Genomic DNA, 25,399 nt, shown 5'->3' with positions numbered 1-25,399 from the left:
CGGGCCTGGGAGCATGTCGCCATGAACACGCGACGTGCGGCAGCCGCGGCCGCCGCCACCCTTGTGCTCCTCGGTCTCGCCGGCTGTTCGAACGACTCGACGGCGGACGAGCCCGATCGCCAGACCACCCGCCCGGCCGGCCGGGCCCCCTCGGGAAGCACCGCTCCCGGGGCCGGTGCGACCCACGACGACTCCAACCTGCCCGACGCCCCCACCGGGGACGACCGGCAGCGCTACCTCGACGCGCTCAAGGCCATCCACCCCTCACTCGCGGCCGACGCGGACCGGGCGCTGGACAACGGACGCCACCAGTGCACGGTCCTGTCGGGCGACGACCCGCAGGGCAAGGCCCGGCAGCGCTTCAGCACGTCCGAGCACGAGGTGACCGAGGCCGAGGCCATCGCGGTCAACGGCGCGGTCCGCACCTTCATCTGCCCGACGGCCTGAGCCGGCCGATCTCGGCGAGCACCCGGTCCGCGTGCGGGCGCACCCGGGCCCGCAGCGCGGGGCTCCACTCCTCCTCCGCATAGGTGGATCCGAGGTACAGGCGCCGGGCGTGGCCGAGCACCGGGCGGTGTTCCGGCGGGAGCCGGTCGAGGGCCCACGCGGCAGCGGCGTCCTTCGGCCTGATCCCGCCGGTGGCCAGGGTGCACCAGATCCGGGCGAGCGTGAGCAGGACGTTGCGGGTGTCCCCCTCCAGGTCCTCCAGAAGGCCGGGGACCCCCGCCAGGGTCGCCCGTACGAGGTCGCCGTGCGGTACGGGGTCCAGCAGTGCGGCCGGGGGCCGGCCTGCCAGCACCTTGCCGTGGGACAGCGCGGTCGTCAGCAGGACGGCCAGGTCCGGTGCGGGCTCCGGCTGCGGGACGAGGCCGTCCTCGTACTGCTGCCGCAGCCACTCCCCGTAGAGGAAGTCCGCGGTCGGCGGGTACCGCCAGGGGCGGACCGCGGACCGTACGACGACGGCGAGTTCCACGGGCCGGCCGCCGCGTGCGGAGCCCGAGATCCCGAGGAGACCGGCGAGGAGGGCCCGCCGCTGCCCGTCGCCCAGGGACCGGCCGGAGACGACGAGGAGGTCGAGGTCGCTCGCCGGCCTCAGCCCGCCGAGCACGGCGGACCCGTGCAGGCAGGTGCCCAGTGCGTCGGGGCCCAGCACGTCGCCGACCAGCCCCACGATGTCGCGTATCCCGTTCACCGCGCCACTGTCGGGCATCGCGGGCGGCGGGGCAACCGGGTTCCGGCCGGGCCGGCGGCCGCGTCGGGTCCCGCCCCGCCCGGCGCGGGCCGTGCCGCGGCGGCCGCCCCGCATACCCACCTTTTTGTGCGTACTTGGCAGGCCGGGGCTGCCGGGGGAATCTGGTGGGGCACGGCCGGGCGGCGGTCGGGGGCCTGGCGGAAGGGGTGGTGACGGTGGATCAGGAAGCCGGTGCCGCCCGCTCCGCCAGCTGCTCCAGGCGGCGGTGGCCCCAGTCCGAGAGGGGACCCAGCGCCTCGGAGAGGTCGCGGCCGAAGTCCGTGAGCGAGTACACGGTCTTCAGGGGCAACACGTCGTGCACCTCCCGGTGCACGAGCCCGTCCTCCTCCATCTCGCGCAGGGCCTGAGTCAGCACCTTCTCGCTGAGCCCCGGCAGCAGCCGGCGCAGCTCCGCGGGCCGGTGCGGGCCGGATTCCAGCAGCCACAGCAGGGACGTCTTCCATTTGCCGTCGATCACGGCGATCGCGGCGGTCACTCCGCAGACGTTCGGATCGTGGGCCCGGCTGCGCGTCATCCTCGTCCTTTTTCTCGTTGATCACTCATGTGCGTAAGGGAGTTGGACCAATCATGCCAACACACAAGGGAACGGACTCCACGGGCCGCTCCGATGTCCGGACCGGGGTCCAGGCCTCCGATGTCACCGTCCTCGGCCTCGGGCCGATGGGCCGGGCCCTGGCGGGCGTCTTCCTGGGCGCGGGACTGCGCACCACGGTCTGGAACCGGACCCCCGGCCGCGACCGGGAGCTCGCCGAGCGGGGTGCGCTCAGCGCCGCCACCCCCGAAGAGGCGGTTTCCGCAAGCCCGTTGACCGTCGTCTGCGTGGTGAACTACGACGCCTCCGACGCGGTGCTGCGGAGCACGGAGGTCACCGACGCGCTCAAGGGGCGGACGGTGGTCAACCTGAGCGCCGACACCCCCGGCCGGGCCCGGGACACCGCCGCATGGGCGGAGCGGCAAGGGGTCCGCTACCTGGACGGCGCGATCATGACCCCGACCACCACCATGGGCACCCCCGCCTCGGTCTTCATCTACAGCGGCCCCCGGGACCTGTACGAGGAGAGCCGGTCCGTGCTGGACGCCCTGCCGGGGACGCACACGCACCTCGGCGAGGACATCGGCCGGGCGGCGGCCTACGACATCGCCCTGCTGGACGTGTTCTGGACCTCGATGGCCGGGTGGGCGCACGCCGTGGCCGTGGCCGGGGCGGAGGGCATCACGGCTGCGGAACTGGCCCCGTTCGCCCAGGGCATCGCCGCGATCCTGCCGCCGCTCTTCGCCGAGACCGCGCAGGAGGCGGATCGGGGCACCTTCTCCGGCGAGGGCAATCCGCTCACCTCGGGCGCCTCGTCCATGGCGCACATCATCCACGCGTCCGAGGACCACGGCATCGACGCGGGCGTCATGCGGGCCGCCGAGGGGATGGCCCGCCGCACGATCGGGCTGGGGCACGGCGAGGACGGCTTCATCCGGGTGGCGGAGGTGCTGGGGCGCCGTTGAGCCGGCCGGCCCCCGTCTCCTCCCCCGGCCCCGGGGCGGAGACGGGGGCCGGCCCGCTCCCTCAGCCGCGCCGGTGCTGCAACTGCGCGGTGTGGACGGGCAGGGCGGCCGCCAGGTCCGCGAAGAAGGGGTGGTCCCGCCAGCATTCCCGGTTGCCGATGACGAACAGGCGGCGCCGCGCCCGGCTCACCGCCACGTTCAGGAGGCGCGGGCGGGCCGCTGCCCAGGCGCGGGGGCCGGGGGAGCACGGATCCGTGCCGAGGACGAGGACCACCACGTCCGCCTCCGCGCTCTGCGCGGCGTGCACCGTGGCCACCCGCTCCACCGGCACGAGGTCGCGGCAGTGCAGCCGTGCACCCTCGGCGACGGGCCGGAACGGGCTGAGGACGAGCACGTCCCGGGCCGGGTCCACCCCGCCCTCGTCCCGCAGCCGCTCCAGCAGCCGGCGCAGCGCCCGGCCCTCCTCGGGCACCCAGAGGCCGTCCGCCTGGCCGGACACCACGTCCACCCAGCCGCTCTCCGGCGGGCCGGGGTACGGGTCGCGGTCCGCGGTGTCCCGCACCATCAGGCCGCCGTAGGCGATGCGGTTGACGATGCCGAACATCGGTTCCCCGCACCGGCGGTGCACGCGCAGCGGCATCCCGACCCACGTCTCCCCGCCGCGGTCCGGAGATCCGCCCGGAGATCCGCCCGGAGATCCGCCCGGAAGTCCGCCCGGAGATCCGTCCCGGAGCAGGGTGCCGTGGCGGGCGGAGCGGTCGGCGAGCCGCTGCACCGAAGTGCGGCCCGGCATCCATTCCTCCGCCGCGCCGAACTCCTCGCACAGGGCGCGCCGGGCGCTCCACGGCAGCAGCGGCGCGGGTTCCAGCTGCATCGGGTCGCCCATCGCCACCGTGCGCCGGGCCCGCCAGATGCCGCCCACCGCGAGCTGGGGGGCGGCCCGCCCGGCCTCGTCGGCGAAGAGCGTGCCGAGGGCCTCGGCGCCGAGCCCGCCGAACACCCGCTCCAGGTCGCCGAAGGGGACCGAGACCACCGGCACCACGAGGAACAGGGCCTGCCAGGCCGCCCGGAGGTGGGCCTCGGGCACGCCGGCGGGCACCGCCCCGGCCACCGCGTCCATCGCACCCAGGAGGTTCTGGTACATGGTGTGGGCGGTGCAGCGGACGAAGGCCTGGTGCAGGTCGAGCGCGGCGAGGAAGAGCCGGCTGCGGGCCCGCGTCAGCTCCGGGTCCGCCCAGGGCGCCGACCGCTCCCGCGCGGCCGGGTCCGTCCCGGCCTCGCCCGTCCCGGCCGGGACCGTACCGGCCGCGTCCCCGGTCCGGCCCCCGTCCGGGGACCCCGGCCCCTCGGGCACGTGAGGGCCCCAGCGCGCGCGGGCCGCGCTCACGCACGCGTCCAGACCGGCAGCGTACGCACGCGCGTCCGCCAGTGCCCCTTCCGCCCCGCCGAGCTCCGCCTGCGCCTCGCAGACCGCCTGCCCGGCCCGGTCGATCTGCCGCCGCACGCCTTCGCACGCCGCCCGGGCGGCGGCGACCCGGTCCATCAGTTCGGCCTCGGCGTCGTGCCAGTCGCGGGCGGCCCGGCCCCTGGTGAACACGCTGACCGTGAACCCGGGGCGCCCCGCCAGGTGGGTCCGGTGCTCCTCCTCGGTGTCCTCCAGTGCCCGCTGTGCGGGCGGCAGCGCTGCTTCTGCCGCGGCCAGTTGCTCCCGGGCCCGCTCCAGCCGGCCCGCGGCGGCGGCCGCCGCGCTCCGGGCCGCGCGTACGGACTGCTCGGCGCCCGCGCGTGCGGCGAGGGCCTCGGCCGCGGCGATGCGGTGTGCGCGCAGCCCTTCGACCTCGTCCCATGCCGCCTGGAAGCGCTGCCGGGCCTCGCTCCACACCCCGCTCTGGGAGGCGTCCCGCCAGTCGCGCAGGACGTGGGCGAGCCCGTTGCCGCTCTCCAGCCAGGTGTCCCGCGGCCGATCGCGGTCGAGTGGCCCGCGGCGGCCGGCGCCGGCCTGGGCCGGGACGGTGGGCGCGCCCGCGTCCGTACGGCGGTGGCGGCCGTGCCAGAAGCGGTGGACGAACCCGGTGCCCTCGCGCGCGCCGCCGAGGCGGGCGGCGAGGGCGCCCCAGGCCGGGGTGCCCGCCATCAGTCGGGTGGCCTGCTCGGCGAAGTAGTCGGCGTCCGCGCGCCATTCCTCGCCGAGGGCGGCGCGGGCGAGGAGCCCGCGGGCGGTCTCGTCCACGGCCCTCCCGTCCTCGGCGGCCACCACCGTTTCGAAGCCGGTGAACTCGGGGCGCAGGGCGGTGACGGTGCGGGTGTGCTCGCCGTGCTGCCAGACGTACGGCGGCCGGTCCGCGAACGCCTGGGAGGGCAGCCGCAGCCCGGACAGCCGGCGGGCCCGCTCGACGACGGCGGCGGCGACGCAGTCGCGCAGCACCCCGGCCCGGCCGGTGCCGGGCGGGGCGTGGACGGCCAGGAGCGCGCCGGGCCCCGGGGCCGCGGCCTCCTGGACGGTGTTCACGGCGAACTGGCGGCTCAGGTCGAGGGGCCGGTCGGACGGCGCCGGCCACCGCCCGGGCGGGGTGCGGCCGGGGGCCACCCCGTCGAGGACGGTCCGCGGATGTGCGCGCAGGTCGATGCGGGAGCCCGTGTCGAGCGCGGCCCCCGGGGTGAGGTAGGCGGCGAGTGCGGGGCCGGGGTCGTGGCGGGCCAGCTCGCCGGCCACCCGGGCGAGGTCGGTCGCGAGGGGGCTGTTGAGCAGGTCCTGCGGGTCGGCCGGGGCCTGCCGCCCGGCCCGTACGGCCACGCTCCGCACCCGGATCCCCGCGGGTGCGAGCGCCTCCGCGATGCCCCAGGCCTCCGCGATCTGCCCGGCCAGCTCCGCGAGGTCCGCGAATCCGGGTCCGGGGCGGACCGGCTCCTGCGCCGGGGCGCCGTCCGCCGCCTCCTCGTACCGGCTCCCGCAGAGGAGTTCGAGGGCCCGGGCGCGCAGCCTTTCGCTCTCCGCCTCGAAGCCTTCGAGCCGGCCTGCGCCGCCCGCGGGGGCGGGCGAGAGCAGGCGCCCGGTGGCCCAGGCGCAGGCGGAGAACACCGGGGCGGGCCCTAACAGGGTGCCGTCGTCGGCGAGGGTCAGGGCGAACAGGGCGCTCTCGCCGTCCGTCCGGCCGTCGTGGTCCTCCAGGCTGCCTCCGTATCCGCGGACGAGGGCCTCGCGCACCGCCGCGAGTGCGTACACCCCGCCGTAGACGACGTGCTGCCAGACGTGGTCCTCGGCCGGGGGGACGGCGCGCAGGGGGTGCCCGTCCTGCCAGGGCAGCGGCCGGCCCGGCTCGGCGCCGAACACCCGCTCCCGGGGGGCGGTCGCGGGGATCTTCTGCGGGCTGAAGAGTTCCGTCGCCCGCCAGTACCGCACCACCCCGGCCCGGCGCCCGCGCTCTCCCCCCATACGACTCCCCTGCTCCCCGCCGCCCGTGACCGGCACCACCCGGTCCGATCCCTACCCATGATCGGTACCCAGCACCTTACGCGGGCCGGGGGGCCGCTCCGGGCCGGTACGCCCCGGCCCCGCCCGTGCGGGGGACAGGACGTGCACGGGCGGGGTGGCCGTCCGGCGGGCCGGGGTGCCCGATCGGGAAACGGCGGGGCTCCGGGACGGATGACCGTCCCGGAGCCCTGTGTCGCGCACGCCGCAGGGGACGCGGGTGGTGTGTGCATCGGATGCGACACCAGAAAGAACGATTCGCCACCCTCGGGGTCACGGCCTCGGGCGGAGGTTTTTTCCGACCTGCCGCCAGGAGGCGGTCAGCCGGCCGGGCGGAAGCCGGTGAAGACGGTGGAGGCGGAGAGGAGGAAGGCGTCGGGCCGGTGCAGGATGCCCTGCGGGGACTGCGGGTCGGTCAGGATGCCGAGCGTCTTGCGGTCCCCCTCCTCCATGCCGTCGCCCGCCTTCTCGCTCAGCCGGGTCAGGTGCGCGAGGAGGAAGCCCCGGGCCGCCGCGTCCAGCGGGGCCGGCAGGTCCAGCAGGGCGGTGAAGGCGGCCGTGCGGGTGAGCCCGGCGGCGGCGAGCATCGCGGGCCAGTCCTCGGTGACGGCGGTGCTGCCGGGCAGCCCGGCCCGCATGGCCTCGAACCAGTCCTCCTGTACGGCGTCCAGCCGCGCCTGGAAGCCGGGCCGGCCGGTGCCGATCTCCCGCGGCAGGAAGCGCATCGGCAGTCCGGCCTCGGCCACCGCGAGCAGCCCGCCGGGCCGCAGCGCCCCGGCGAGCAGGCCCAGTGCGGCCTGCTGGTCCCCGAGGTGGTGCACGGCCTTGCTGCTCCAGACCAGGTCCGCGCCACCGAGGTCGCCGACCGCTCCGGCCGCTCCGTCACCGCCGCCGAGCCCCTCGGCGAGGTCGGCCCGCCGTACCGCCACCCGGCCGCCGAGGCCGAGCCGCTCGGCGCGGGCCAGGGTCCGCTCCAGCAGTCCGGGCGCCCCGTCGACCGCGACGACCTCCGCGGCGGGGAAGGTCTCGGCCAGCACGCAGGCCATCACTCCGGGGCCGCTGCCGACGTCGAGTACGCGGCGGACCTCCTGCCCCGGCCCGAGCAGGTCCCTCAAGTGCCCGGCGGTCCGGCGGAGCAGCGGGAGGTGGACCTCCGCGTTGCGCTCCAAGTGGTCCGCGAGCTCCTCCCAGTCGATGCCGGTGTCACCGTGGCCGTGGCCGTGGCCGTGGCCGTGGCCGTGGCCGTGGCCGGCGCCGTGGCCCTGCCCCTGCTCGTGGCCCCGGCCCTGCTCGTGGCCCCAGCCCCGGCCGGCCCCGTGGCGCCGGTCCCCGTCCTCGTCGGACATGTGGTTCTTCGTCATGCCCGGAGCGTGCACCCGTGGCCCGCGGGCGGCAATTCCTGTTGCCGTTTCCGGGACGGCGGGGGTGGAATGGCCCGATGACCCGCACGGACGAACCCCTCCCCCACCAGTCGGTGCTCGACGCGGTCGGCCCCCGGTTGCGGCGCCTGCGCACCGCCCGCGGGCTGACCCTGGCCGTGCTCGCCGAGGAGACCGGCATCTCCAAGAGCACCCTGTCCCGGCTGGAGTCCGGGCAGCGCCGTCCCAGCCTGGAGCTGCTGCTCCCGCTCGCCGCCGCCTACCGGGTGCCGCTGGACGACCTGGTCGGAGCCCCCGAGGTGGGTGATCCACGGGTGCGCCTCACCCCCCGTCCGATGGCGAACGGCGGCACCGTCGTGCCGCTGTCCCGCGGGCCCGGCCCGCTCCAGGCGTACAAGATGGTCATCCCGGACCGCGGCCCCGAGCCGGACCTGCGGACCCACGAGGGGTACGAGTGGCTCTACGTGCTCGACGGGCGGCTGCGCCTCGTGCTCGCCGAGCACGATCTCGTCCTCGGGCCCGGCGAGGCGGCGGAGTTCGACACCCGCCTGCCCCACTGGTTCAGCAGCGCGGACGGCCGCCCGGCGGAGATCCTCAGCCTCTTCGGCCGCCAGGGGGAGCGCATGCACGTCCGCGCCAAGCCCACCGCCCGTGCGGATCCCGCCGGGGACGACGGACCGTAACCCGCGTCCGCCCTTCCCCGCCCCTGCCTCCCCCTCCCCGCCGCCCCGTCAGCCGGCCAGGACCAGGGCCGCGGCGGCGATGAACAGCACCTGGAGCGCGGTGCGCGGGGCGAGCCGGGTGGCGCCGGGGAGCTTGCGGCGGGCGGCGGAGACGTTGGCCGGGAACATGGCGAGCATCATCAGGATCAGTCCGGCGGCCGCCCAGGGTGCGGCCGCCGGGACGAGGACGAGCAGGGCGCCCGCCAGTTCCAGTACGCCGGTGGCGGTGACCAGGAGTTCCGGGCGGGGCAGGCCCGGCGGCACCATGGCCACGAGCGTGCCGCGCAGCTTCGGGAAGAAGTGCGCGAAGGCGGTGAGCAGGAACATCGCCGCGAGTCCGACCCGCAGCGCCGGGTGCCAGCCGTCGAGCGCGTCCACGCCGGCGAGTCCGGCGAGGCGGGCGCCGAGGAATCCGGCGACAAGGGCGATCAAGGGCTCCATCACTGCCTCCAGCAGGCCGGGGGCCTGCGCCCCGAGGACATCTTGACACTGTCAAGTCAAGGACATGCGAACGAACTTGTCAATGACAAGTTAAGGTGCGGGCATGACGCAGCGCCCTTATCACCACGGCAATCTGAGGAACGCCCTGCTCTCCGCGGCGGTCGAGGCGGTCGCGCAGCACGGCCCGGCCGCTCTCAGCCTGCGCGACCTGGCCCGGCGCGCGGGCGTGTCCCACGCCGCCCCCGCCCACCATTTCGGCGACAAGGCCGGCCTGCTGACCGAACTGGCCGCCGAGGGTTACGAGTTGCTGGCCGAGGCGGTCCGGGCCGCCGGTCCGGACCTGGTCGAGGCGGGAGTGGCGTACGTACGGTTCGCCGTCGAGCACCGCTCGCACTTCGAGGTCATGTTCCAGCCGGGCCTGCACCACCCGGACGACCCGCACCTGGCCGCCGCCCGCACCCGCGCCGACCACGCCCTGACCGCCGCCCTCGCGGCCTCCCGTCCGGAGCGCACCGGCGAGCCCGAGGCCAAACTGGCGGCCTGGTCCATCGCCCACGGCTTCGCCGCCCTGTGGGTGAACGGCGCCCTGCCCGACCTGGCCGGCCAGGACCCGGCGGCCGCGGCCCGGAAGGTCATGGGGAACCTGTTCCGCGGCTGAGCGCCCCGCCCTCGCCGGAGGCGGCGAGCCAGGTCTCCCAGGTGTGCCGGGTGCCGGGCAGCCCCGGGTGGTCCAGCAGGTGCAGCACGTAGCCGGCCTGCCGCCGGGCCCACGGCCCCCCGGAGGCGGCGATCGACCCCAGCCGGGCGCGCAGGTCCGCGCCGTCCACCGCCCGGGCCACGCGCACGTACAGCCGGTCCTTGCAGCGGTAGGGGCGCCGCACCACGGTGTCGACCAGCCCGACGAGCCGCTCCCGGACCGGCTCCCGGTGGCCGGGGACGGCGAGGTCCCGGATCAGGTCCTCCTTCGAGCCCCACTTCCTGGCGTGCCGGGTCCAGTCCTCCGGGTACTGCGCCTCCCATTCCAGGAACAGCAGCGCATACGGCAGGCCCGGCCAGGCGCGGAGGTCGCTGCGCGGACGCGCCCACAACGCGTTGGGGAGCACGTGCCGGTGGGTTTCCCGGTGGTCCTGATGGGCCTTCAGGAAGTCGGGGTCCTCCCACTCCCGGCCCGCGATGGGCCGGGTCCGCCACCAGTGGGCGTTGAAGCGGTCGAGGGCCGCGTGCACCCGCTCCTGCGCCGCGGTGTGCCGGGCCAGCGCGGCGGCGCGCACCGCCGGATCCTCGGCCGTCAGCCCGAAGGCCCAGCCCAGCCGGACCTCCCAGTCGCAGGCCCCGTCGCCGCTCGTCCGGCCCGCTTCTTCCGAGTTGCTCCTCACAACACGAAAGGCAAGGAGCGAACCCACTCCTTGCCACTCTCAACATATAGCGCACCGGGGGGCTTGCCGCAAGGCCCCCGGGATGCCGCAAAATCGCAGGCCGAACCCGGAAACAGGGGAAACCAGGAGGCTTGCCGCGTGCGTGCGCTGTCGTCATTCACCGGGTCGGACGCCGGGGCGTTCGACCTTCCCGCCCGGCTCTCCGCCAAGGCCGATCCGGCGCTGATCGCCGGCGACGAGAAGCACTTCGAGGCCGTCGCGGAGAGCCTGGAGCGGGCGGTCGCCGAGCTGTCGGAGCGCCTCGACTCGGTCCTGCGGGCACCCGGCGGTGCCGGGCGGGAGGCCATGGAGCGGGACGCCGAGGTGCACCGGCTGACCGGCCGGCTGCGCGCCCTGCGCCGGTTCGGGCTGGACCTCTGCCTCGGGCACATCGTCCCCGCCGAAGGGGACTCCGGGCCCGTGTACATCGGGCGGCTCGGCCTCACGGATGCCGCGGGGCGGCGGCTGCTGGTCGACTGGCGCTCGCCCGCGGCCGCGCCCTTCTTCGCGGCCACCCACGCCGACCCCATGGGCCTGGCGAGCCGCCGCCGCTACCGCTGGACCGGGGGCCGGATCAGCGACTACTGGGACGAGGTGTTCACCGCAGACGGGCTCGAACACCGGGCGGCTCTGGACGACCAGTCCGCCTTCATCGCGAGCCTCGGCAGCAGCCGGTCGGCGCGGATGCGGGACGTGCTGACCACCATCCAGGCCGACCAGGACGCCGCGATCCGGGCCGGGTCCCGCGGCGCCCTCGTCGTGGACGGCGGCCCCGGCACCGGCAAGACCGTCGTCGCCCTGCACCGCTCGGCCTACCTGCTGTACTCCGACCCGCGGCTCGGCCACCGCCGCGGGGGCGTGCTCTTCGTCGGCCCGCACCAGCCGTACCTGTCGTACGTGGCCGATGTGCTGCCCGGTCTCGGGGAGGAGGGGGTGCAGACCTGCACCCTCCGGGACCTGGTCGCGGAAGGGGCCGGCGCGGGCGAGGAGGGCGATCCCGCAGCCGCCCGCCTCAAGGCCGACCTGCGGATGGTGGCGGCGATCGAGAAGGCCGTCGCCTTCTACGAGGAGCCGCCCGCCCGCGGGATGACCGTCTCGACCCCCTGGGCGGACGTACGGCTCACCGCCGAGGACTGGGCCGACGCCTTCCGGGCACCCGCGCCGGGCACCCCGCACAACGAGGCGCGCGAGCAGATCTGGGAGGAACTGGCCGCGATCCTGCTGGACAAGCACGACGAGGAGGTCCCCCCGGAGCAGCTGCGCAGGTCGCTGCGGCAGGACGAGGAGCTGGTCGCGGCCCTCGACCGGGCCTGGCCGGTGCTGGACGCGGCCGACCTGGTCGGCGACCTGTGGTCGGTCCCTTCGTACCTGCGGCTGTGCGCCCCCTGGCTCGGCTCCGAGGAGGCCGGCCGCCTCCGGCGCGCGGACCCGCAGGCCTGGACGGTCTCCGACCTGCCGCTCCTCGACGCGGCGCGGCAGCGGCTCGGGGACCCGGGCGCGGCCCTGCGCCGGCGCCGCCGGGAGAGCGCCGTGGCGGCCGAACGCGCCCGCCTGGCCGGGGTGATCGACAACGTGCTCGCGGCCGACGACGACGGCGAGGGGGCGGTGACGATGCTGCGCGGCCGGGACCTGCAGGACAGCCTCATCGACGAGCGCGCGCTGCCGGGGGTCGAACGGGAGCCGCTGACCGGCCCGTTCGCACACATCGTGGTGGACGAGGCCCAGGAACTCACCGACGCCGAATGGCAGATGCTGCTGGCGCGCTGCCCCTCCCGGAGCTTCACCGTGGTCGGGGACCGGGCCCAGGCCCGGCACGGGTTCGCGGAGTCCTGGCGGGAGCGGCTGGAGCGGATCGGGCTGGACCGGATCACGGTGGCCTCGCTCGGCATCAACTACCGCACCCCGGAAGAGGTGATGGCGGAGGCCGAGCCGGTGATCCGGGCCGTGCTCCCCGATGCCAACGTGCCGGCCTCGGTGCGCCGCAGCGGGGTCCCCGTGGTCCACGGGTCCGCGGCGGAGCTGGACGGGGTCCTCGAAGGCTGGCTCGCCGCGCACGCGGAGGGGACGGCCTGCGTCATCGGCGCTCCCGCGTACCGGCCGGCCTCCCCGCGCGTGCGGTCGCTGGCGCCGGAGCTCACCAAGGGGCTCGAATTCGACCTGGTCGTCCTCGTGGACCCGGAGGGGTTCGGCGCGGGGGTGGCGGGGGCCGTGGACCGCTACGTGGCGATGACGCGGGCGACCCGGCAGCTGGTCGTGCTGAGGAGCTGAGCGTCCGGGCGGGCCCGGGTTCCCGCCGTCCGGCCGGGGGCCGGGCGCCCCGGGATCAGGCCGGGGCGTCCAGGAGGTGGGGGCCGTTGTTCCGGACGCTGTTGACGGCGGTGGAGACGGCGCGGACGTCGAGGCGGCCGCCGCCGGGGGTGTGGAGCAGTGCGCGCAGGGCGTCGGTGTCCTCGTGGGCGGGGTCGAGCCAGGCCTCGTAGTCCTCGGGGTCCAGGGCGAGGGGCATGCGGGGGTGGATCCGTCCGGCGGCGTCGGTGGCCTCGGTGGTGATGATCGTGGCCGTGGTGAGCCAGGCGGCCGGGTCCTCCTCGTCGGCGACGGCCGGGTCCCGCCAGAACTCGTACAGGCCCGCCATGGCCATGAGGGCCTCGTTCTCGGGGCGGATGAAGTACGGCTGCTTGTACGCCTTGGCGGTGCCGGTGGCGGGCACGGCCTGCCACTCGTAGAAGCCGTCGGCGGGCAGCAGGCAGCGGCGCTTGGCGAAGGCGCGGCGGTAGGCGGGCTTCTCGTGGACCGTCTCCACCCGTGCGTTGATCATCCGGGAGCCGATGCCGGGGTCCTTGGCCCAGGAGGGCACGAGGCCCCAGCGGACGGCCCGGAGCGTGCGCTCCACCTCGCCGGTGGTCCGGTCGGGGCGTTCCATTACCGCCCACACCGGGTCGGTGGGGGCCACGTTCCAGCTCGGCGCCAGGGTCTCCGTGCCGTCCCAGCGGGCTCCGAAGAGATCGGAGAGGTCCTCCGGGGCCCGGGACGAGGCGTAACGGCCGCACATGCTTCTACTCTCCCATCCCGGGCCCGGGGATCACGTCAGCAGCCTGTCGGCACACCGGTCGACGTCCTCCCGGCGGAGCCAGCAGGCGGCGAGGTGGGCGGTGGTGGCCGGGCCTGCCTCGCCGATGTCGCAGTGGGCGATCATGCGCAGGGTCTCGTTCCAGGCCCTGCGGAGTGCGGCGGGCGCCGGTGGCGGGGGCCCCGCCGCATCGAGCGCGGTACGGCCGTCCCGCCAGCGGCGGGCGCCGGCGGCGGCCAGGGCGTCGAAGTCGAGGACGGCGGTGACCCCGTGCCGGATCCGGTCGACCGCCAGGAGCACCTGGGCGGGGTCGTCGGCGAGGGCCGCCATGCCGAGCCCGGCCAGGAGGCGGTCGGCCTCCAGGCCCATGAGCATCACGCCGGTCTCGGTGAAGGCGGGCTCGTCCACGGGGCTCAGGGCGAACCGCGGGTCGTACTCCTCCGGCTGCCCGGCGGACGGTCCGGGCAGCCCGGACAGGTGGGGGCGGTCAGGCATGCGCGATCACCCGGTCCTCGGCGCGCGGCCGCAGGGCGGGGCCCGGCGTCCGGAGGTGTGCGGCGACGGCGGTGGCCACCCGGGCGGTCGCGACGCGGTGCCCGTCGATGTTGCGGGCGGCGGGGCCGAGCACCATGCAGGCGGCGGCGCCGACGGCGAACACGCGGGGGGCGTTGCGGTAGGAGAGGGTCTGCTCGTCCAGGTCGGGCCAGCCGTCGCGGGGTGCGGCGACGCCCGCGGGCAGCAGCCGGTCGCCGTTGGAGACGGTGGTGCCGAGGGCGAGGGCGATGTGGTCGCCGTGCACCAGCCCGCCGTCCTCCAGCCGGACGGCGGTCCGGCCGGCCCGGTCCGGGGTGACGGCCGTGACGGCGCGCCCGCGGTGGACCGTCAGCAGGCCTTCCGCCTCGGCCCGCTGCAGCAGCGGGCGGAACTCGAACATGACGGAGGCCCGGCGGTGCGCGCCCATGAGGGTGGCGCGGTCCGCCCAGTCGGTGCCGTCGAAGCGGGCACGGCCCTCGGCCCGGAAGAACGAGGCGTTCACGTCGGCGCACTGGTAGCGCTCCTCGGCGGCGCGCAGCACCCAGTGCGCGCGCTTGCCCGCCTGGAGGGCGTTGGCGAGGAGGTGGGCGGCGCTGAGGCCGGCGCCGACGACCACGAGGCTCTCGGCGTCCTCGGGCACGGGCTCGTCCCAGTAGCCGACCCCGCGCGGGACGGCCTCGCCCTCCCACCAGTCGGCGGGGGCGGGACGGCGTTCCTCGCCGAGGCAGAGCACGGCGGTCGCGGCGCGTACGGAGAAGCCCTCGCCGCGGACGGTGACCCCGTCGGCGGTGGGGAGGACCTCGCGTACGGAGCCCTGCCAGGTGCGCTCGTCCACGTGGTGCAGGGTGGACACGTGCCGGCAGTACGCCTCGAAGACGTCGACGGGGACGACGGAGCGGTGGCCGGACTGGGCCATGCGGATCTCGCGGCGTTCCACGGGGGTGAGCAGCTGCCAGTGGAGGCGGGCGAAGTCCAGGAGTTCGCAGTCCTTGTACCCCTCGACCCCGGGGTGGTGCTCGTAGGGCGAGCGCAGCACGCGCTGCCCGAGGGTGTCGATGCGGTCGAAGAAGCGGCCGCAGGGCGTGCCGTGCCGGTCGATGAGGACCACGTCGTGGATGCCGAGGTGCCAGAGCGCGGAAGCGACGGCGAGACCGGCGGGGCCGGCACCGACGACGGCCACGTCCGCGGTGGCGGGCGGCGGTTCGGTGAGCGAGCTCCGGGGGCCCGTGCCCGGGGCCGGCGGCCAGTGGCGGCCCCGGGGCGAGTCCAGCAGGTGGGGCTCGGGAACGAAGGTGATCACCCGATGACCGTGACCGGGACGGTGATCTCGATGACCGGGCGCTGCGGCAGTCCCTCGGCGACCAGCTGCTCGACGGTCTTGGCGGTGACGTCGGGGGTGTCGGTGACGACGGGGCTGTACCGCGAGTACGCGTACGTGGGCCGGCGGCTCGTGGTCTCCAGGGTGTACATCTTCACCACGGCCTCGCCGGGGCGGACCTCGCCGCCGTGGAAGGTGAGGCGGCGCTGGTCCGGGGTGATGAAGGACTTGGAGAACTGGCGCGACATCACGAGGGTGTCGGCGTCGTTGACGAAGACCGAGTCCTCGTCGGTGGACGCCTGCATGGCCACCCAGGTGCGGTCGGTGAGGTTGGTCTCGGATTTGATGATCTGCCAGCGGCCGGGCTCGGGCAGGTTGACGCACACCGAAACGTCGTGGTCGACGGTGTCGATGGCGCCTGAAATCATGAGCACGTGCCGGCGTATGTCGGCGACTCCGGCCATTTGTATATCCCGGGCGCGGACCCGAGAGGATACGTCCAATCCGGAAACTTCGAGCGGCGCCATGTCATCTCCCTGAATTCCTGCACGAGGAAGGCCCGATGTCACAAGTGCCACCGACATTTTCACAGGGCGTGCACCCTGTCAAGCACGGTTGTGCGAGCCGGTGTTGGGGTTGAACACCGGCCCGCACACGGCCCGCTTCAGGCCGCCCGGTCGTTTCCCCCGGAGATTCCGGCCGCCTCGCCGACCGTGCCGACGTACATGATGTCGAAGGCGTCGAGGCCGAGGACGCGGATCTTGAGCACCAGGCCGCCCTTGACCCGGACGAAGAAGTCCAGCGGCTGCTCGGGGTCGTCGTGGGTCTCGTAGAGCCGGAACACGGTCCGGTCGGCGATCGCGAAGAGCGCCTTGTGCAGCGCGTTCTTCTGGATCTGGCCGGCGCCCTCGGCCCACTGCTCCACCCGCTCCCAGCCCGCGCGCAGCCGCAGCTGCCGGCAGGCCGAGGGGTCGACGGGTACGGGCAGGTGGCCGGGCGCGTGGTGCTCGGCCGGGCCGGAGGCGGGCCGGGGCCCGGTCCCGGTGTCCTGTGCGGGGATCGCGGCGAGGGTCGGCCCGGCGGCCCGTCCGGCGTCGAGGGGCCGCCCCAACAGGGCGCAGGCGGCCCGGAGTTTGACCCACACGGCCGGGGTCGGGCGCTGCTCGACCACCACCCGCAGGAGCCGCTCCGCGGTCCATGCGTCCCCCCCGAGCAGGTAGGCGACGGCCTGCGTGTAGAGGAAGTCGGCCTCCTCGCCGCGCAGTTCGCCGGCCGCGGCCACCAGACGGTCGATCCTCCGCTCGCGGAAGCCCGTCACCACGGGGACGGGCGGACCCGTGTCGGCCGCGGCGGGGAAGCGCAAGTCGACGCGCCCTTCGGACTGTTCGACCAGCACCGCGAGGAAGAGCCTGCTGCCCTCGTCGAGCCAATCGGCGTCGAGCACGTCGATGCGGCAGGGTCCCACCCGGTCCAGCCAGGCCTCGGCGATGTCGCGCAGGTTGGCGAGGACCCAGGCGCGGTACGGGAGCCGGTAGAGGTCCTGCGCGCGGGCCGCGGCGGCGGCCGCCGCCTCCCCTTCCTCCTGGCCGTCGAGGTCGTCGAGGTCGCAGGCGGGGTCCTCGGGGGCGACGAGCCGCAGTGCGGTGCGAGCCTGCCGGGGCCACTCCGCGGGGGCTCCCGCACCGATCAGGGCTCGCACCGATAAAAAGCCGATGACGCCGGGCTCGGCCCGGATGACGAATTCGCGCATGGTTACCCCAGAATCCATAGGACCGGAAATTCAGACGGCCCCGGAATCCCCTCCCCCGGCGGCCGGACACAACCTTCTCGATCTCCTTGTGCAGAGCCGGAAAAAGCCCTTCCCCGCTTCTCCGGCACTTCGGAAAGTAGCTGCGACCCGAGGGGGTCACATCTTCCAGATTGCTCTCGTTCCTGCGGTGATGCGGGAAAGGACCCCACCTCACCAAGTCGGGTCTTGCCAAAACGCCAGTTGGGGTGCGTGCCGCCCCCGGGCGGCCGCCGCGTGCCGCGGCTTCCGGTGTTCAAGCGGGTGTTCAACCTCCTTGCGCCCGGCCCGGGTGCGCGGCGCCGCCCGCGCCCGATACTGGCTGCGTGGAACCCGGACCGGAGTACGGCGGGGGCGCGGGGCCCCTCGGAGGGCCCACCGCGCGGACGGCGCTGGCGTGGCTGCCGCCGGCCGGGCTGCTGCCCGCGGTCCAGGAGATCCGGATCGCCCACGACCCGCAGGTCCACCGCTGGCCGCCGCACGTGAACGTCCTCTTCGGCTTCGTCCCGGAGGCGGACTTCCGCCGGGCGGCCCCGCTGCTGTCCGCCGCGGCCGCCGAGGTCCCGGTCTTCGACATCCTGCTGTCCGGGGTCCGCGCCTTCCGCCACCGTGCGTACTCGACCGTCTGGCTGGACCCGGCCGCGGCGGGCCGGGAGCCGTGGGCGGTCCTGCACCGGGAGCTGGCCGGGGCCTTCCCGGCCTGCCGCGGGCGGGGCGAGGGCTTCACCCCGCACCTCTCGCTGGGCCGGACCCGCCGTCCCGCCGAACTCTGCGCCGCGTGCGCAGCCCGGCTCGGCAGCACGGCGGCCCGGGTGGAGGAGCTGGTCCTGCTGTCCCGGCGCGGGGACGGGGATCCGATGCGGCCGCGGGCCGCCGTGGCCCTGGGCTCGGGCCGCATCACCTGGTCGGCGTAGCGCGTCCGCCGATGCCTGCGGCGGGGCCGGCGGCGGGCAGCCAGGATTGGGTCACGGGCCTCATGCATCCGGGACGTCCGGGAGACCACTGTGGTGGAGGCCGTACGGAACCCCCGGCCGGCCCGAGAAGCGGTGGATTTCCGCCCAGAGGAAGAGACCCCCGACATGAAGCAGAAGATCATCGCACTGGCGGCGGCAGGAGCAGTACTGACCGCGACGCTGCTGGCCAAGGCGCAGAACGACGGCAGGCCGGCCCCGCGGGGCGGGCGCGGGGGAAGCGGGGGCACGGGCTGCATCCCGTGCCAGCGGATCCGGAAGGCGATCCGCTCCTGGTTCTGACCGCCCGCCTCCCCGTCCGTCCCGCGGCCCCGCACACACGGCCCGCACGACCGCCGCCTCACCGAGGCGGCGGTCTTCTGCGCGTCCGTCCGGCGCCGCCGGCCGTCCGCGGTCCGGGAGCCGGGGAAGTCCGCGGTCCGGATCCCGGGCCGTGCGGCGGGCCGGAGCCCGCGGGATCAGGCGCCGTCCGCCGCCGGGGCCGCATGGTCCGGGCGCGGCAGGACCGCCGTCACCCGGGTGCCGCGCTCCAGCCGGGACACCGTGAACCGCCCGCCGATCTCCGCGGCCCGGTCGGCCATCGAGCGCAGGCCCACACCCGGGCAGTAGCGGTCCTCGGGGAACCCCGTCCCGTCGTCGCGGATGGAGAGCACCAGCACCCCGTCGTACACGCGCACCCGCACTTCCGCGTGCTCGGCCTGCGCGTGGCGCTGCACGTTGTTCAGTGCCTCGGCGGCGATCCGGTAGGCCGCCACCTCCACCGCTGCCGGCAGCGGGGGCAGCGGGGAGGGCACGAGGGCGGCGGTGACGGCGAGTCGGCTGCCGTCGAAGGCGGCGGCGAGCTGGGTCAGGGCCCCGGTCAGCCCCAGTTCCCGCAGGGGTGCCGGGCCCAGCCGGTCGGTGATGCGCCGGACCTCCTTGATGGCCATGCCCAGGTCTCCGGACACCCCTGCCAGTTCCTCCCGTACGGGTTCGCCCGCGGGCAGCCGCGACACGGCGTTCTCCACGCGCAGCCGTACGCCGGCCAGGGCTGGGCCGAGACCGTCGTGGATGTCGCGCCGCAGGCTGCGCCGCTCCTCCTCGCGGGCGCTGACGATCTGCTCCCGGCTGCTGCGCAGGTCCTCCTGGAGGCGGAGCGAGGCGAGGGCGGGCGCCGCCTGGTCGGCCAGCGAGGTGAGGATCCCGGTGTCCCGGGGGTCGAAGGCCTGCTCCCCCTCGCGGGGGCTCACGGCCAGGTGGCCGATGACGGCGCCCTGGTGCACCAGGTCGAAGCGCTGCTCGTGGCTGCCTTCCGTGCCGGCGGCGGCCAGCACGCGTGCGCCCGCCCGGGTGTGCACGGCCACCTTGGCGCCGGGCAGCCGCAGCATCTCGACCACCGTGCGGCAGAGGGCGGCCGGCACCTCCTGGGGGCCGACCTCGCGGCTGAGCCGCTGGGCGAGGGTCTGGAGCACCCGGTAGGGGTGTGCGCGGTCGCCGTAGTAGAGCCGGTCGACGAGGCCGACCGCCCAGGCCGTGGTGCGGCGCAGTCCGGCGCCGAGCAGGAAGGCCAGCGCCGCGAGGGCGTCCGCCGCCTGCCCGGGCTCCGTCCCGGCGGCGAGCGCGGCGGCGGAGGAGACGTAGACGAAGGTGATGACGGTGGTCACGACCAGCCCGGCGAGGATCCGCCGGGCCGACCGGCTGACCCGCCAGGCGCCGGTGTACGTGAGCACGTAGCCGACCGACACCCACCACAGGGCGGAGGCGGCGAGGAACAGCACGAAGGTCGGCCAGAAGTGCGCGGCCTGGTGGTAGTAGCGGAGCACCTGGGCCCCGGCCCAGACCACGTAGGTGGCGAGGAGCAGGAGCGTGGGGCGCCGGTAGCGGGGCGAGCTGCGGTGGACCTGCCACAGCATGGCGGCCACTCCGACGCCCATCAGCACGAAGTGGCTGGTCTCCTGGGCGGTGGCCAGCCTGTCCTGGAGCGCCGCGGCGGTCTCGGCCGCCCAGCCGTGGTCGAGCGGGCTGGAGCCGCCGAACCCGGTGGTCGCCACGGTGTAGGCGAAGACCATCGGCACCGACCACAGCGCCACCGCGCCGAGGTAGAGCCACCACCAGCGGCTGGTCAGCCTGCCGTACGGAACCCACAGCGGCAGTGAGTAGAAGAGCACCACCTTCGCGAACGTGGCCGCCCCCGCGCAGACCGCGACGACGGTGCGGACGGTCTGCCCGGGCCCGGCGATCCACAGCGGGGCCGAGAGCACCGAGGGCAGGATCGCGCAGGCCGCGTACGCCAGGAGCACCCAGCCGGCCGGCCGGCTGGGCAGGTGGGCGCGGATCAGCACGCCCGCGGCCGCGGCGGGCAGCCCGTACACGAGGACGGTCAGGTCGCGCGCGCTGGCGGCCGCCCCGGGCGAGCCCCGGTTGGCGATCAGGTACAGGATCCACAGGCCGCTGAGCACCAGGAGCACGCCGGCGCACAGGGCGGCCGCCGCCAGTTGGCCCTCGCCTTGCGCCGACAGGGTCAGCCGCCCGGCCCGGGACCGCGCGAGCTTACTCAGAGTGGTCATCGTTCCCCTTATAGTGCCGATCATGGCGGACGTGAGCGCAACTCCGGCCGAGGCGGACCCGGTGACGGTCCTGCTGGTCGACGACCATCCGATGTTCCTGGAAGGGCTGCGCGGGACGCTGCTTCCGCAGGAGGGCTTCCACGTGGTGGCGGAGGCCTCAACGGCCGCGGAGGCGGTCACCCTGAGTGCCGACCACCGCCCGCAGGTGGTGGTGCTGGACCTCGGACTGCCGGACGCTTCGGGGATCGAGGTGACCCGGCGGCTGCTGAGCGAGCGGCCGGAGACCAGGGTCCTGGTGCTGAGCATGTCGGACGACGACGACAACGTGCTCGCGGCGATGCGCGCCGGGGCGGGGGGCTACCTCGTGAAGGGGGCGGACCGCGCGGAGATCCTCGCGGCGGTACGGACCGTGGCGGCGGGCGGCGCGGTGTTCGGACCGCGGGTCGCCGCCCGCCTGCAGTCGTTCTTCGGCTCGCTGGCGGCCGCCCCGGGGCGGCAGGCGTTCCCCGACCTCACCCCGAGGGAGTTGGAGATCCTGGACCTGCTGGCCCAGGGGCTGGAGTACCGGCAGATCGCGAGGCGGCTGACCATCTCGGACAAGACGGTCCGCAACCACGTCACGAACATCTTCACGAAGCTCCAGGTGAACGACCGCGCGCAGGCGATCGTCCGGGCCCGCAACGCGGGCCTGGGCACGGACGGGACCGCACCGGCCGCCGAGGGCTGAGGGGGTGGTCATGTCGGCCTCCTCGTTCGCGATCACCGCGGATGCACCGATGGACAGAACACCCTGATTTTCGCGATCCCGACATTCCGGGCACATGAGGCACGCGCCCCTTGCGTGTCCCCGCCGTCAGGAGGCCGGGGGCTCCTCGAAGCTGGCGAAGTAGGCGGCCGCCATGTCCTCCTCGCCGTGGCCCTGGGCCACGGCGCGCCGCAGGCGCTCCGCGCAGGCGGCCGCCACGTCCATGCGGACCCCGTGGCGCTCGGCGGCCTCCACGATCAGAGCGGCGTCCTTGGCTGCGGTGGCGGTGCTGAAACTGGCCGGGGACAGCCGGTCCTCCAGGACGAGGGCGGCCTTGGCGCGCAGGTACCCCATGTCCAGGGGGCCGTCGGCGATGACGCCGAAGAAGTCCTGCGGGTCCACGCCCATGCCGCGGGCGAGGGCCAGGACCTCGCCGGTGGCGTTGGTGGCCGCGAGGACCCAGCTGTTGGTGACGAGCTTGAGGCGGGTCGCGCTGCCCGCGGCCCCGTCCTCGCCGGTCCACACCGTACGGGCGGCCACCGCCTCGAACACCGGGAGGACGGCGTCCCGGGCGCGGACGGGGCCCGCGGCCAGGACCACCAGCCGCCCGGCCTCGGCGGGCTCGCGGGTGCCGAGGACGGGTGCGTCGAAGAATTCCAGGCCGTGTGCGGCGGCGAACGCGGCGAGGTCGCCGAGGGCGTCGATCCCGGCGGTCGTGGACTGCATCCAGGCCGTGCCGGGGAGCAGTCCGGGGGCGGCCTGCCGCATGGCTTCGAGGGCGGCGGGACCGTCGTGGAGCATGGTGAGCACCACGTCGGCGCCGCGGACGGCCTCGGCAGGGCCGGCGGCGACGTGCACCCCGTCGGCGGCCAGCGGCTCGGCCTTGGCGCGGGTGCGGTTCCAGGCGCGGACGGCGTGCCCGGCGCGGGCGAGGTTGCGGGCCATGGCGGCCCCCATGATCCCGGTGCCGAGGATCCCCACCGTGCGGGTGTCTGCCATGAGCGGTGCCCTCCGTTGCCGACGTGCCTGCGGTTGCCGATCAACGGTACTGGCCCGGCGGCGCGGAGCAACGGCTTTGCCGGTCAACGCGGTTGCGGTCGTACGGGGCCACGGCGGCGCCGTGTGCGGTGGTGGACGGCCGGGCGGGGAGTGCGCCCGGCCGTGCACCGGCGTGCTCCGCCTGCGTCAGCAGACGGGGATGCGGTTGAGGTTCTCCGCGTAGCGGGCCGCGATCCAGCCGCGCCCGTCGGCGAGCTTGTACCAGATCGAATTGCCCTTGACTTCCTCGCCGTTGACCTTGCAGATCACATCGACGACGGCGCCGTTCCCGATCGTGCCGTTCAGCTCGTGGTCCTGGCTCGGGCCGCGGCGGATCCCCAGGCCGTGGCCCTTGGCCACGATCCGGGCCTGGAGCTTGTCCTTGCCCGGCTTACCGGGCTTACCCGGCTTGGCGGGCTTCCCGGGCTTGTGGCCCTTGCCGCACTTGCACTCGCCCTGCTTGCCCTGGGGGCCCTGGGGGCCCTTCTCGCCCTTGGGACCCGGGAGGCCGCGGTCGCCCTTCGGACCCTGGGGACCGGTGTGCCCCTTGGGACCCTTCGGACCCTGGGGCCCCTTCGGACCCTTCGGACCCTTCGGCCCCTGGGGGCCCTTCGCTCCGGTGCGGCCCCGGTCGCCCTTGTCGCCCTTCGGTCCGCGCTCGCCCGTCTTGCCCTTCGGGCCGGCCGGACCGGTGTCCCCGCGGTCGCCCTTCTGACCGCGCTCGCCGCGCTCACCGCGGTCGCCCTTCTCCCCGCGGTCGCCCTTGTCGCCCTTCGGCCCGCCGGACGGACCCTGGTCGCCCTTCGGGCCGGCCGGACCGGTGTCCCCGCGGTCGCCCTTCGGGCCCTGGTCTCCCTTGGGGCCGGCCGGACCGGTGTCCCCGCGGTCGCCCTTGTCTCCCTTGTCTCCCTTGGGTCCGGGGCGGCCGGGCTTGCCGTGGTGGCCGTGCTTGCCGTCCTTCCCGGGCTTGCCCTCCTTGCCCGGCTTCCCCGGCTTCCCCGGCTCGCCGTCGTCGCCCTTCGGGCCGGTGACCGGGGTGGCCACGGCGAAGAGCGCGGGGAAGTCGGCGTCCGTCGCCCACTCCCCGCCGTCGAGGGTGGTCCCCTCGGCCGCGCCCGCGGCCACCTTCACCGTCACGCCCAGCCGGACCCGGTCCTCGGCCGGGAAGGCGAAGCCCACCCGGGTGCCCGCGTCACAGGTCAGGTGCCGCGCGTCCTCGGACCGTACGCACGGCGCCGCGGCCCGCTCGCCGTTCCAGTAGAAGCGGGCTTCCGGGAAGGTCGTCTGTTCGGGCGCGGTGATCCGGAACGAACGGCTGAAGGCCGCTTCGGCCCCGTTGTCGGCCACGATGACGACGCGGCCGGTCTTCCCGGGGGCGATCGAGGGGACGTACGGCTGCGAGAACCGGATGCCGGACGAGTCCGCGCGGGCCTGGTCGGCGAGGGCCGGGGCCGTCGGCACCAGACAGGCCGCGGTGATCGCCGCGACCACCAGAGCCGCAGACGTGCAGCGGGAAGCAGACAAGTGTGTTCCTCCACGGGGGAAGGCGACGGGACCGGCGCAGGGCCGCACGGCGGCGGCGGCCGGTCGGAAGGGGTCGTGACCAGTTAAGTCCCGGCTCCCCGCGCACTCCGCTCCCGACGCGTGCCCGGTCACTCGGCTGCCGGATGAACTCCCGGTCGGCACCCACCAACCGGGTTATCCGAACTTGCCTGTCACACAAGCAGGTTGGCGTTTCATCAGAATTGCCAAAGTCGTCGCGAAACCCGCACATCGCGGCCATAAATCGACGCCGGGCTCTGCCCAAAACCTGGCTGTCCGCGATCACAACCGGCCGGATAGTAATGACCCATCGTCCTGGCAGGCCCGCCGACCGTCGGCGGGCACCTCCGGACGCAGAGAAGGGGACTCTTGTGATCCGCACTCGTATTGCCGCCCTGGCCGCCGTGGCCGTCACCGCCCTGGCCTTCGGCTCGGCCCCGGCGAACGCCGCCGGCGAGACGCTGAACGTCTGCGCCAGCACCATGACGCCCGTGGGCTGGGTGGACGTCAACTGGTGGAGCACGGGCACCTGTGGCTCGACGCTCTCCCCCAACGCCAAGCAGATGAAGAACCTCGAGGGGCTCCCGATCGGCACCACGCTGAACGCCTGCGGCTCCGCCTACCCGCCGGCCGGCTGGACGATCACCAGCTCCTTCTACACCGACGGCTGCCGCTACTTCTCCGTGACCAGCTTCAGCCCGAACACCTGGTCCATCAAGCGGACCTCCTGATGACCCCGGGCTCCCGGTGAGCCTGCGGAGCCGTGGGTCAGCGGCGCCGCAGGAAACCCGAGGGCCCGTGCCCGGGGGCGCTGCCCCGCCCCCGGGCACTACAGACCCAGCAGCTCGGGCAGCCCGGCGAAGGAGTCCAGCACGTGGTCCGGGGTGCCGGGAGCCTCGCGATGGGTCTCCGGCAGGTACTTGCCCGTCTTCACCAGGACGCCCGTGAGCCCGCAGTCCTGCGCCGCGAGCACGTCCGCCTCGACGTCGTCGCCCACCATCAGGGTCTGCGCGGGCCCGGTGCCCACATGGGCGAGGGCGGCCTCGAAGAACGCCCGGGCCGGCTTGCCCGTGACCGCCGCCTCCACCCGCGCCGCCCGCTCCAGACCGAGGACGAAGGCCCCCGTGTCGAGGTCGAGCCCGCTCTCGGTGCGCCAGTACAGATTGCGGTGCATGGCCACCAGGTGCGCCCCGCCCTGCACGTGCCGGAAGGCCCGGTTGAGGGCCTCGTAGCCGAACTCCGGCCCGGCACCCCCGAGTACCACCACGTCCGCCTCCGCGTCCGGGTCCCCGGCGTCCACCAGGTCCACTCCGGCGAGGTCGTCCCGTACGTCACCACTGCCCAGCAGCAGGCAGCGCGCTCCCGGGTGGTGCTCGCGGAGGTACGCCGCCGTGGCCGCGGGGGCCGTCAGCACGTCCTCGGCGGACACCGGGAAGCCCGCCGCGCCGAGCCGGGCCGCGATCGCGTCCCTCGTGCGCGAGGTGTTGTTGGTGAGCAGCGCCAGGCGCAGTCCGGCCGCACGCAGCCGCTGCATGGCCTCGGCCGTGCCCGGAATGGGTTTCCAGGACACGGTGAGCACCCCGTCGATGTCGATGAGGACCCCTCGGATTCGCTCCATCCGGCCGACGGTAGTGCGCGGCGGGCGGCCGCGCACAGGCGGCGCGGCCCCCGGTG

The 25,399-nt window shown here is 75.2% G+C and carries 24 protein-coding genes; 9 read left to right on the top strand and 15 right to left on the bottom strand.

Features of this window, described 5'->3' with window-relative positions; genetic code table 11:
- The first annotated feature begins 21 nt into the window (after positions 1-21).
- Complete coding sequence (locus ACZ407_RS24615; RefSeq protein WP_468131715.1) at positions 22-447, top strand: DUF732 domain-containing protein; 426 nt, start codon at positions 22-24, stop codon at positions 445-447.
- Here the strand turns inward: ACZ407_RS24615 and ACZ407_RS24610 are convergent.
- The gene (locus tag ACZ407_RS24610; RefSeq protein WP_468131713.1) at positions 428-1,192 is read right to left on the bottom strand and encodes an aminoglycoside adenylyltransferase family protein; all 765 of its coding nucleotides are present in this window, start codon (positions 1,190-1,192) and stop codon (positions 428-430) included. The genes ACZ407_RS24615 and ACZ407_RS24610 overlap by 20 nt on opposite strands.
- Positions 1,193-1,412: 220 nt before the next feature.
- A complete protein-coding gene (locus tag ACZ407_RS24605) occupies positions 1,413-1,766 on the bottom strand; it encodes a winged helix-turn-helix transcriptional regulator (RefSeq protein WP_468131711.1) in 354 nt (117 codons plus the stop codon).
- A gap of 53 nt (positions 1,767-1,819) precedes the next feature.
- Here ACZ407_RS24605 and ACZ407_RS24600 point away from each other — a divergent pair, with 53 nt between their 5' ends.
- A complete protein-coding gene (locus ACZ407_RS24600) occupies positions 1,820-2,749 on the top strand; it encodes an NAD(P)-dependent oxidoreductase (protein ID WP_468131709.1) in 930 nt (309 codons plus the stop codon).
- A gap of 61 nt (positions 2,750-2,810) precedes the next feature.
- Here the strand turns inward: ACZ407_RS24600 and ACZ407_RS24595 are convergent, their stop codons facing one another.
- Both ACZ407_RS24595 and ACZ407_RS24590 read right to left on the bottom strand, forming a co-directional pair.
- On the bottom strand, positions 2,811-6,182 hold the full coding sequence (locus ACZ407_RS24595; protein ID WP_468131707.1) for a DEAD/DEAH box helicase: 3,372 nt from the start codon (positions 6,180-6,182) through the stop codon (positions 2,811-2,813).
- 356 nt (positions 6,183-6,538) lie between these two features.
- Positions 6,539-7,579 carry a class I SAM-dependent methyltransferase gene (locus tag ACZ407_RS24590; protein WP_468131705.1) on the bottom strand — a complete coding sequence of 347 codons (1,041 nt, stop codon included), beginning with the start codon at positions 7,577-7,579 and terminating at the stop codon, positions 6,539-6,541.
- Between the two features lie 77 nt (positions 7,580-7,656).
- Between ACZ407_RS24590 and ACZ407_RS24585 the strand changes: the two genes are divergently transcribed.
- Positions 7,657-8,280 (top strand): helix-turn-helix domain-containing protein, encoded by a 624-nt coding sequence (locus ACZ407_RS24585; RefSeq protein WP_468131703.1) that lies wholly within the window; start codon positions 7,657-7,659, stop codon positions 8,278-8,280.
- Between the two features lie 48 nt (positions 8,281-8,328).
- Here the strand turns inward: ACZ407_RS24585 and ACZ407_RS24580 are convergent, their stop codons facing one another.
- Positions 8,329-8,760, bottom strand: a complete 432-nt coding sequence (locus tag ACZ407_RS24580; RefSeq protein ID WP_468131701.1) for a DoxX family protein — start codon at positions 8,758-8,760, stop codon at positions 8,329-8,331.
- Between the two features lie 103 nt (positions 8,761-8,863).
- Between ACZ407_RS24580 and ACZ407_RS24575 the strand changes: the two genes are divergently transcribed.
- On the top strand, positions 8,864-9,418 hold the full coding sequence (locus ACZ407_RS24575; protein ID WP_468131699.1) for a TetR/AcrR family transcriptional regulator: 555 nt from the start codon (positions 8,864-8,866) through the stop codon (positions 9,416-9,418).
- Here ACZ407_RS24575 and ACZ407_RS24570 read toward each other — a convergent pair.
- Positions 9,393-10,136: a hypothetical protein gene (locus ACZ407_RS24570; RefSeq protein ID WP_468131697.1), complete on the bottom strand. Its 744-nt coding sequence runs from the start codon at positions 10,134-10,136 to the stop codon at positions 9,393-9,395. The two genes, ACZ407_RS24575 and ACZ407_RS24570, sit on opposite strands and share 26 nt — an antisense overlap.
- A gap of 138 nt (positions 10,137-10,274) precedes the next feature.
- On the opposite strand from ACZ407_RS24570, the gene helR reads away from it, so the two are divergent.
- Positions 10,275-12,443, top strand: a complete 2,169-nt coding sequence (gene helR, locus ACZ407_RS24565; protein WP_468131695.1) for an RNA polymerase recycling motor ATPase HelR — start codon at positions 10,275-10,277, stop codon at positions 12,441-12,443.
- Between the two features lie 55 nt (positions 12,444-12,498).
- Here helR and ACZ407_RS24560 read toward each other — a convergent pair whose 3' ends face one another.
- The 5 genes from ACZ407_RS24560 to ACZ407_RS24540 all read right to left on the bottom strand — a co-directional run bounded on the left by ACZ407_RS24560 (position 12,499) and on the right by ACZ407_RS24540 (position 16,847).
- Positions 12,499-13,227 carry an SOS response-associated peptidase gene (locus ACZ407_RS24560; RefSeq protein ID WP_468131693.1) on the bottom strand — a complete coding sequence of 243 codons (729 nt, stop codon included), beginning with the start codon at positions 13,225-13,227 and terminating at the stop codon, positions 12,499-12,501.
- Positions 13,228-13,257: 30 nt separating this feature from the next.
- A complete protein-coding gene (locus ACZ407_RS24555; protein ID WP_468131691.1) occupies positions 13,258-13,740 on the bottom strand; it encodes a DUF6187 family protein in 483 nt (160 codons plus the stop codon).
- On the bottom strand, positions 13,733-15,079 hold the full coding sequence (locus ACZ407_RS24550) for an FAD-dependent oxidoreductase (protein ID WP_468131689.1): 1,347 nt from the start codon (positions 15,077-15,079) through the stop codon (positions 13,733-13,735). Before ACZ407_RS24550 ends, ACZ407_RS24555 begins: the two co-directional genes overlap by 8 nt.
- Entirely contained in the window at positions 15,076-15,561 is a 486-nt protein-coding gene (locus ACZ407_RS24545; RefSeq protein ID WP_468131687.1) for a DUF6423 family protein, read from the bottom strand. The genes ACZ407_RS24550 and ACZ407_RS24545 overlap by 4 nt, the downstream gene beginning before the upstream one ends.
- Positions 15,562-15,761: 200 nt before the next feature.
- Complete coding sequence (locus tag ACZ407_RS24540) at positions 15,762-16,847, bottom strand: DUF6235 family protein (protein WP_468131685.1); 1,086 nt, start codon at positions 16,845-16,847, stop codon at positions 15,762-15,764.
- 362 nt (positions 16,848-17,209) lie between these two features.
- On the opposite strand from ACZ407_RS24540, the gene ACZ407_RS24535 reads away from it, so the two are divergent.
- Together ACZ407_RS24535 and ACZ407_RS24530 are read left to right on the top strand one after the other, a co-directional pair.
- A complete protein-coding gene (locus ACZ407_RS24535) occupies positions 17,210-17,797 on the top strand; it encodes a 2'-5' RNA ligase family protein (protein ID WP_468131683.1) in 588 nt (195 codons plus the stop codon).
- A gap of 165 nt (positions 17,798-17,962) precedes the next feature.
- The gene (locus ACZ407_RS24530) at positions 17,963-18,136 is read left to right on the top strand and encodes a hypothetical protein (RefSeq protein ID WP_468131681.1); all 174 of its coding nucleotides are present in this window, start codon (positions 17,963-17,965) and stop codon (positions 18,134-18,136) included.
- Positions 18,137-18,312: 176 nt separating this feature from the next.
- On the opposite strand, the gene ACZ407_RS24525 is transcribed toward ACZ407_RS24530, so the two are convergent.
- Positions 18,313-20,400 (bottom strand): sensor histidine kinase, encoded by a 2,088-nt coding sequence (locus ACZ407_RS24525; protein WP_468131679.1) that lies wholly within the window; start codon positions 20,398-20,400, stop codon positions 18,313-18,315.
- Between the two features lie 22 nt (positions 20,401-20,422).
- On the opposite strand from ACZ407_RS24525, the gene ACZ407_RS24520 reads away from it, so the two are divergent.
- Entirely contained in the window at positions 20,423-21,127 is a 705-nt protein-coding gene (locus tag ACZ407_RS24520) for a response regulator (protein ID WP_468131677.1), read from the top strand.
- Positions 21,128-21,253: 126 nt separating this feature from the next.
- Here ACZ407_RS24520 and ACZ407_RS24515 read toward each other — a convergent pair whose 3' ends face one another.
- Positions 21,254-22,231, bottom strand: coding sequence for an NAD(P)-dependent oxidoreductase (locus tag ACZ407_RS24515; RefSeq protein ID WP_468131675.1), 978 nt, complete (start codon positions 22,229-22,231; stop codon positions 21,254-21,256).
- Between the two features lie 99 nt (positions 22,232-22,330).
- Positions 22,331-23,707: an SH3 domain-containing protein gene (locus tag ACZ407_RS24510; protein WP_468131673.1), complete on the bottom strand. Its 1,377-nt coding sequence runs from the start codon at positions 23,705-23,707 to the stop codon at positions 22,331-22,333.
- Positions 23,708-24,096: 389 nt separating this feature from the next.
- Between ACZ407_RS24510 and ACZ407_RS24505 the strand changes: the two genes are divergently transcribed.
- Positions 24,097-24,456: a hypothetical protein gene (locus tag ACZ407_RS24505; protein ID WP_468131671.1), complete on the top strand. Its 360-nt coding sequence runs from the start codon at positions 24,097-24,099 to the stop codon at positions 24,454-24,456.
- Between the two features lie 98 nt (positions 24,457-24,554).
- Here the strand turns inward: ACZ407_RS24505 and ACZ407_RS24500 are convergent, their stop codons facing one another.
- The gene (locus ACZ407_RS24500) at positions 24,555-25,343 is read right to left on the bottom strand and encodes a TIGR01458 family HAD-type hydrolase (RefSeq protein WP_468131669.1); all 789 of its coding nucleotides are present in this window, start codon (positions 25,341-25,343) and stop codon (positions 24,555-24,557) included.
- Positions 25,344-25,399 lie beyond the last annotated feature (56 nt).

It is taken from the genome of Streptomyces sp. NPDC030809 (assembly GCF_055572195.1).
The sequence above is the reverse complement of the archived record's forward strand: the minus strand, read 5'-3'. Positions and strand labels throughout refer to the sequence as shown.

Coding starts and splice junctions, on each gene's coding strand:
- ACZ407_RS24615 (WP_468131715.1), top strand. CDS start 22: ATGAACACGCGACGTGCGGCAGCCGCGGCCGCCGCCACCCTTGTGCTC.
- ACZ407_RS24605 (WP_468131711.1), bottom strand. CDS start 1,766: ATGACGCGCAGCCGGGCCCACGATCCGAACGTCTGCGGAGTGACCGCC.
- ACZ407_RS24600 (WP_468131709.1), top strand. CDS start 1,820: ATGCCAACACACAAGGGAACGGACTCCACGGGCCGCTCCGATGTCCGG.
- ACZ407_RS24595 (WP_468131707.1), bottom strand. CDS start 6,182: ATGGGGGGAGAGCGCGGGCGCCGGGCCGGGGTGGTGCGGTACTGGCGG.
- ACZ407_RS24590 (WP_468131705.1), bottom strand. CDS start 7,579: ATGACGAAGAACCACATGTCCGACGAGGACGGGGACCGGCGCCACGGG.
- ACZ407_RS24585 (WP_468131703.1), top strand. CDS start 7,657: ATGACCCGCACGGACGAACCCCTCCCCCACCAGTCGGTGCTCGACGCG.
- ACZ407_RS24580 (WP_468131701.1), bottom strand. CDS start 8,760: ATGGAGCCCTTGATCGCCCTTGTCGCCGGATTCCTCGGCGCCCGCCTC.
- ACZ407_RS24575 (WP_468131699.1), top strand. CDS start 8,864: ATGACGCAGCGCCCTTATCACCACGGCAATCTGAGGAACGCCCTGCTC.
- ACZ407_RS24560 (WP_468131693.1), bottom strand. CDS start 13,227: ATGTGCGGCCGTTACGCCTCGTCCCGGGCCCCGGAGGACCTCTCCGAT.
- ACZ407_RS24555 (WP_468131691.1), bottom strand. CDS start 13,740: ATGCCTGACCGCCCCCACCTGTCCGGGCTGCCCGGACCGTCCGCCGGG.
- ACZ407_RS24545 (WP_468131687.1), bottom strand. CDS start 15,561: ATGGCCGGAGTCGCCGACATACGCCGGCACGTGCTCATGATTTCAGGC.
- ACZ407_RS24540 (WP_468131685.1), bottom strand. CDS start 16,847: ATGCGCGAATTCGTCATCCGGGCCGAGCCCGGCGTCATCGGCTTTTTA.
- ACZ407_RS24530 (WP_468131681.1), top strand. CDS start 17,963: ATGAAGCAGAAGATCATCGCACTGGCGGCGGCAGGAGCAGTACTGACC.
- ACZ407_RS24525 (WP_468131679.1), bottom strand. CDS start 20,400: ATGACCACTCTGAGTAAGCTCGCGCGGTCCCGGGCCGGGCGGCTGACC.
- ACZ407_RS24520 (WP_468131677.1), top strand. CDS start 20,423: ATGGCGGACGTGAGCGCAACTCCGGCCGAGGCGGACCCGGTGACGGTC.
- ACZ407_RS24500 (WP_468131669.1), bottom strand. CDS start 25,343: ATGGAGCGAATCCGAGGGGTCCTCATCGACATCGACGGGGTGCTCACC.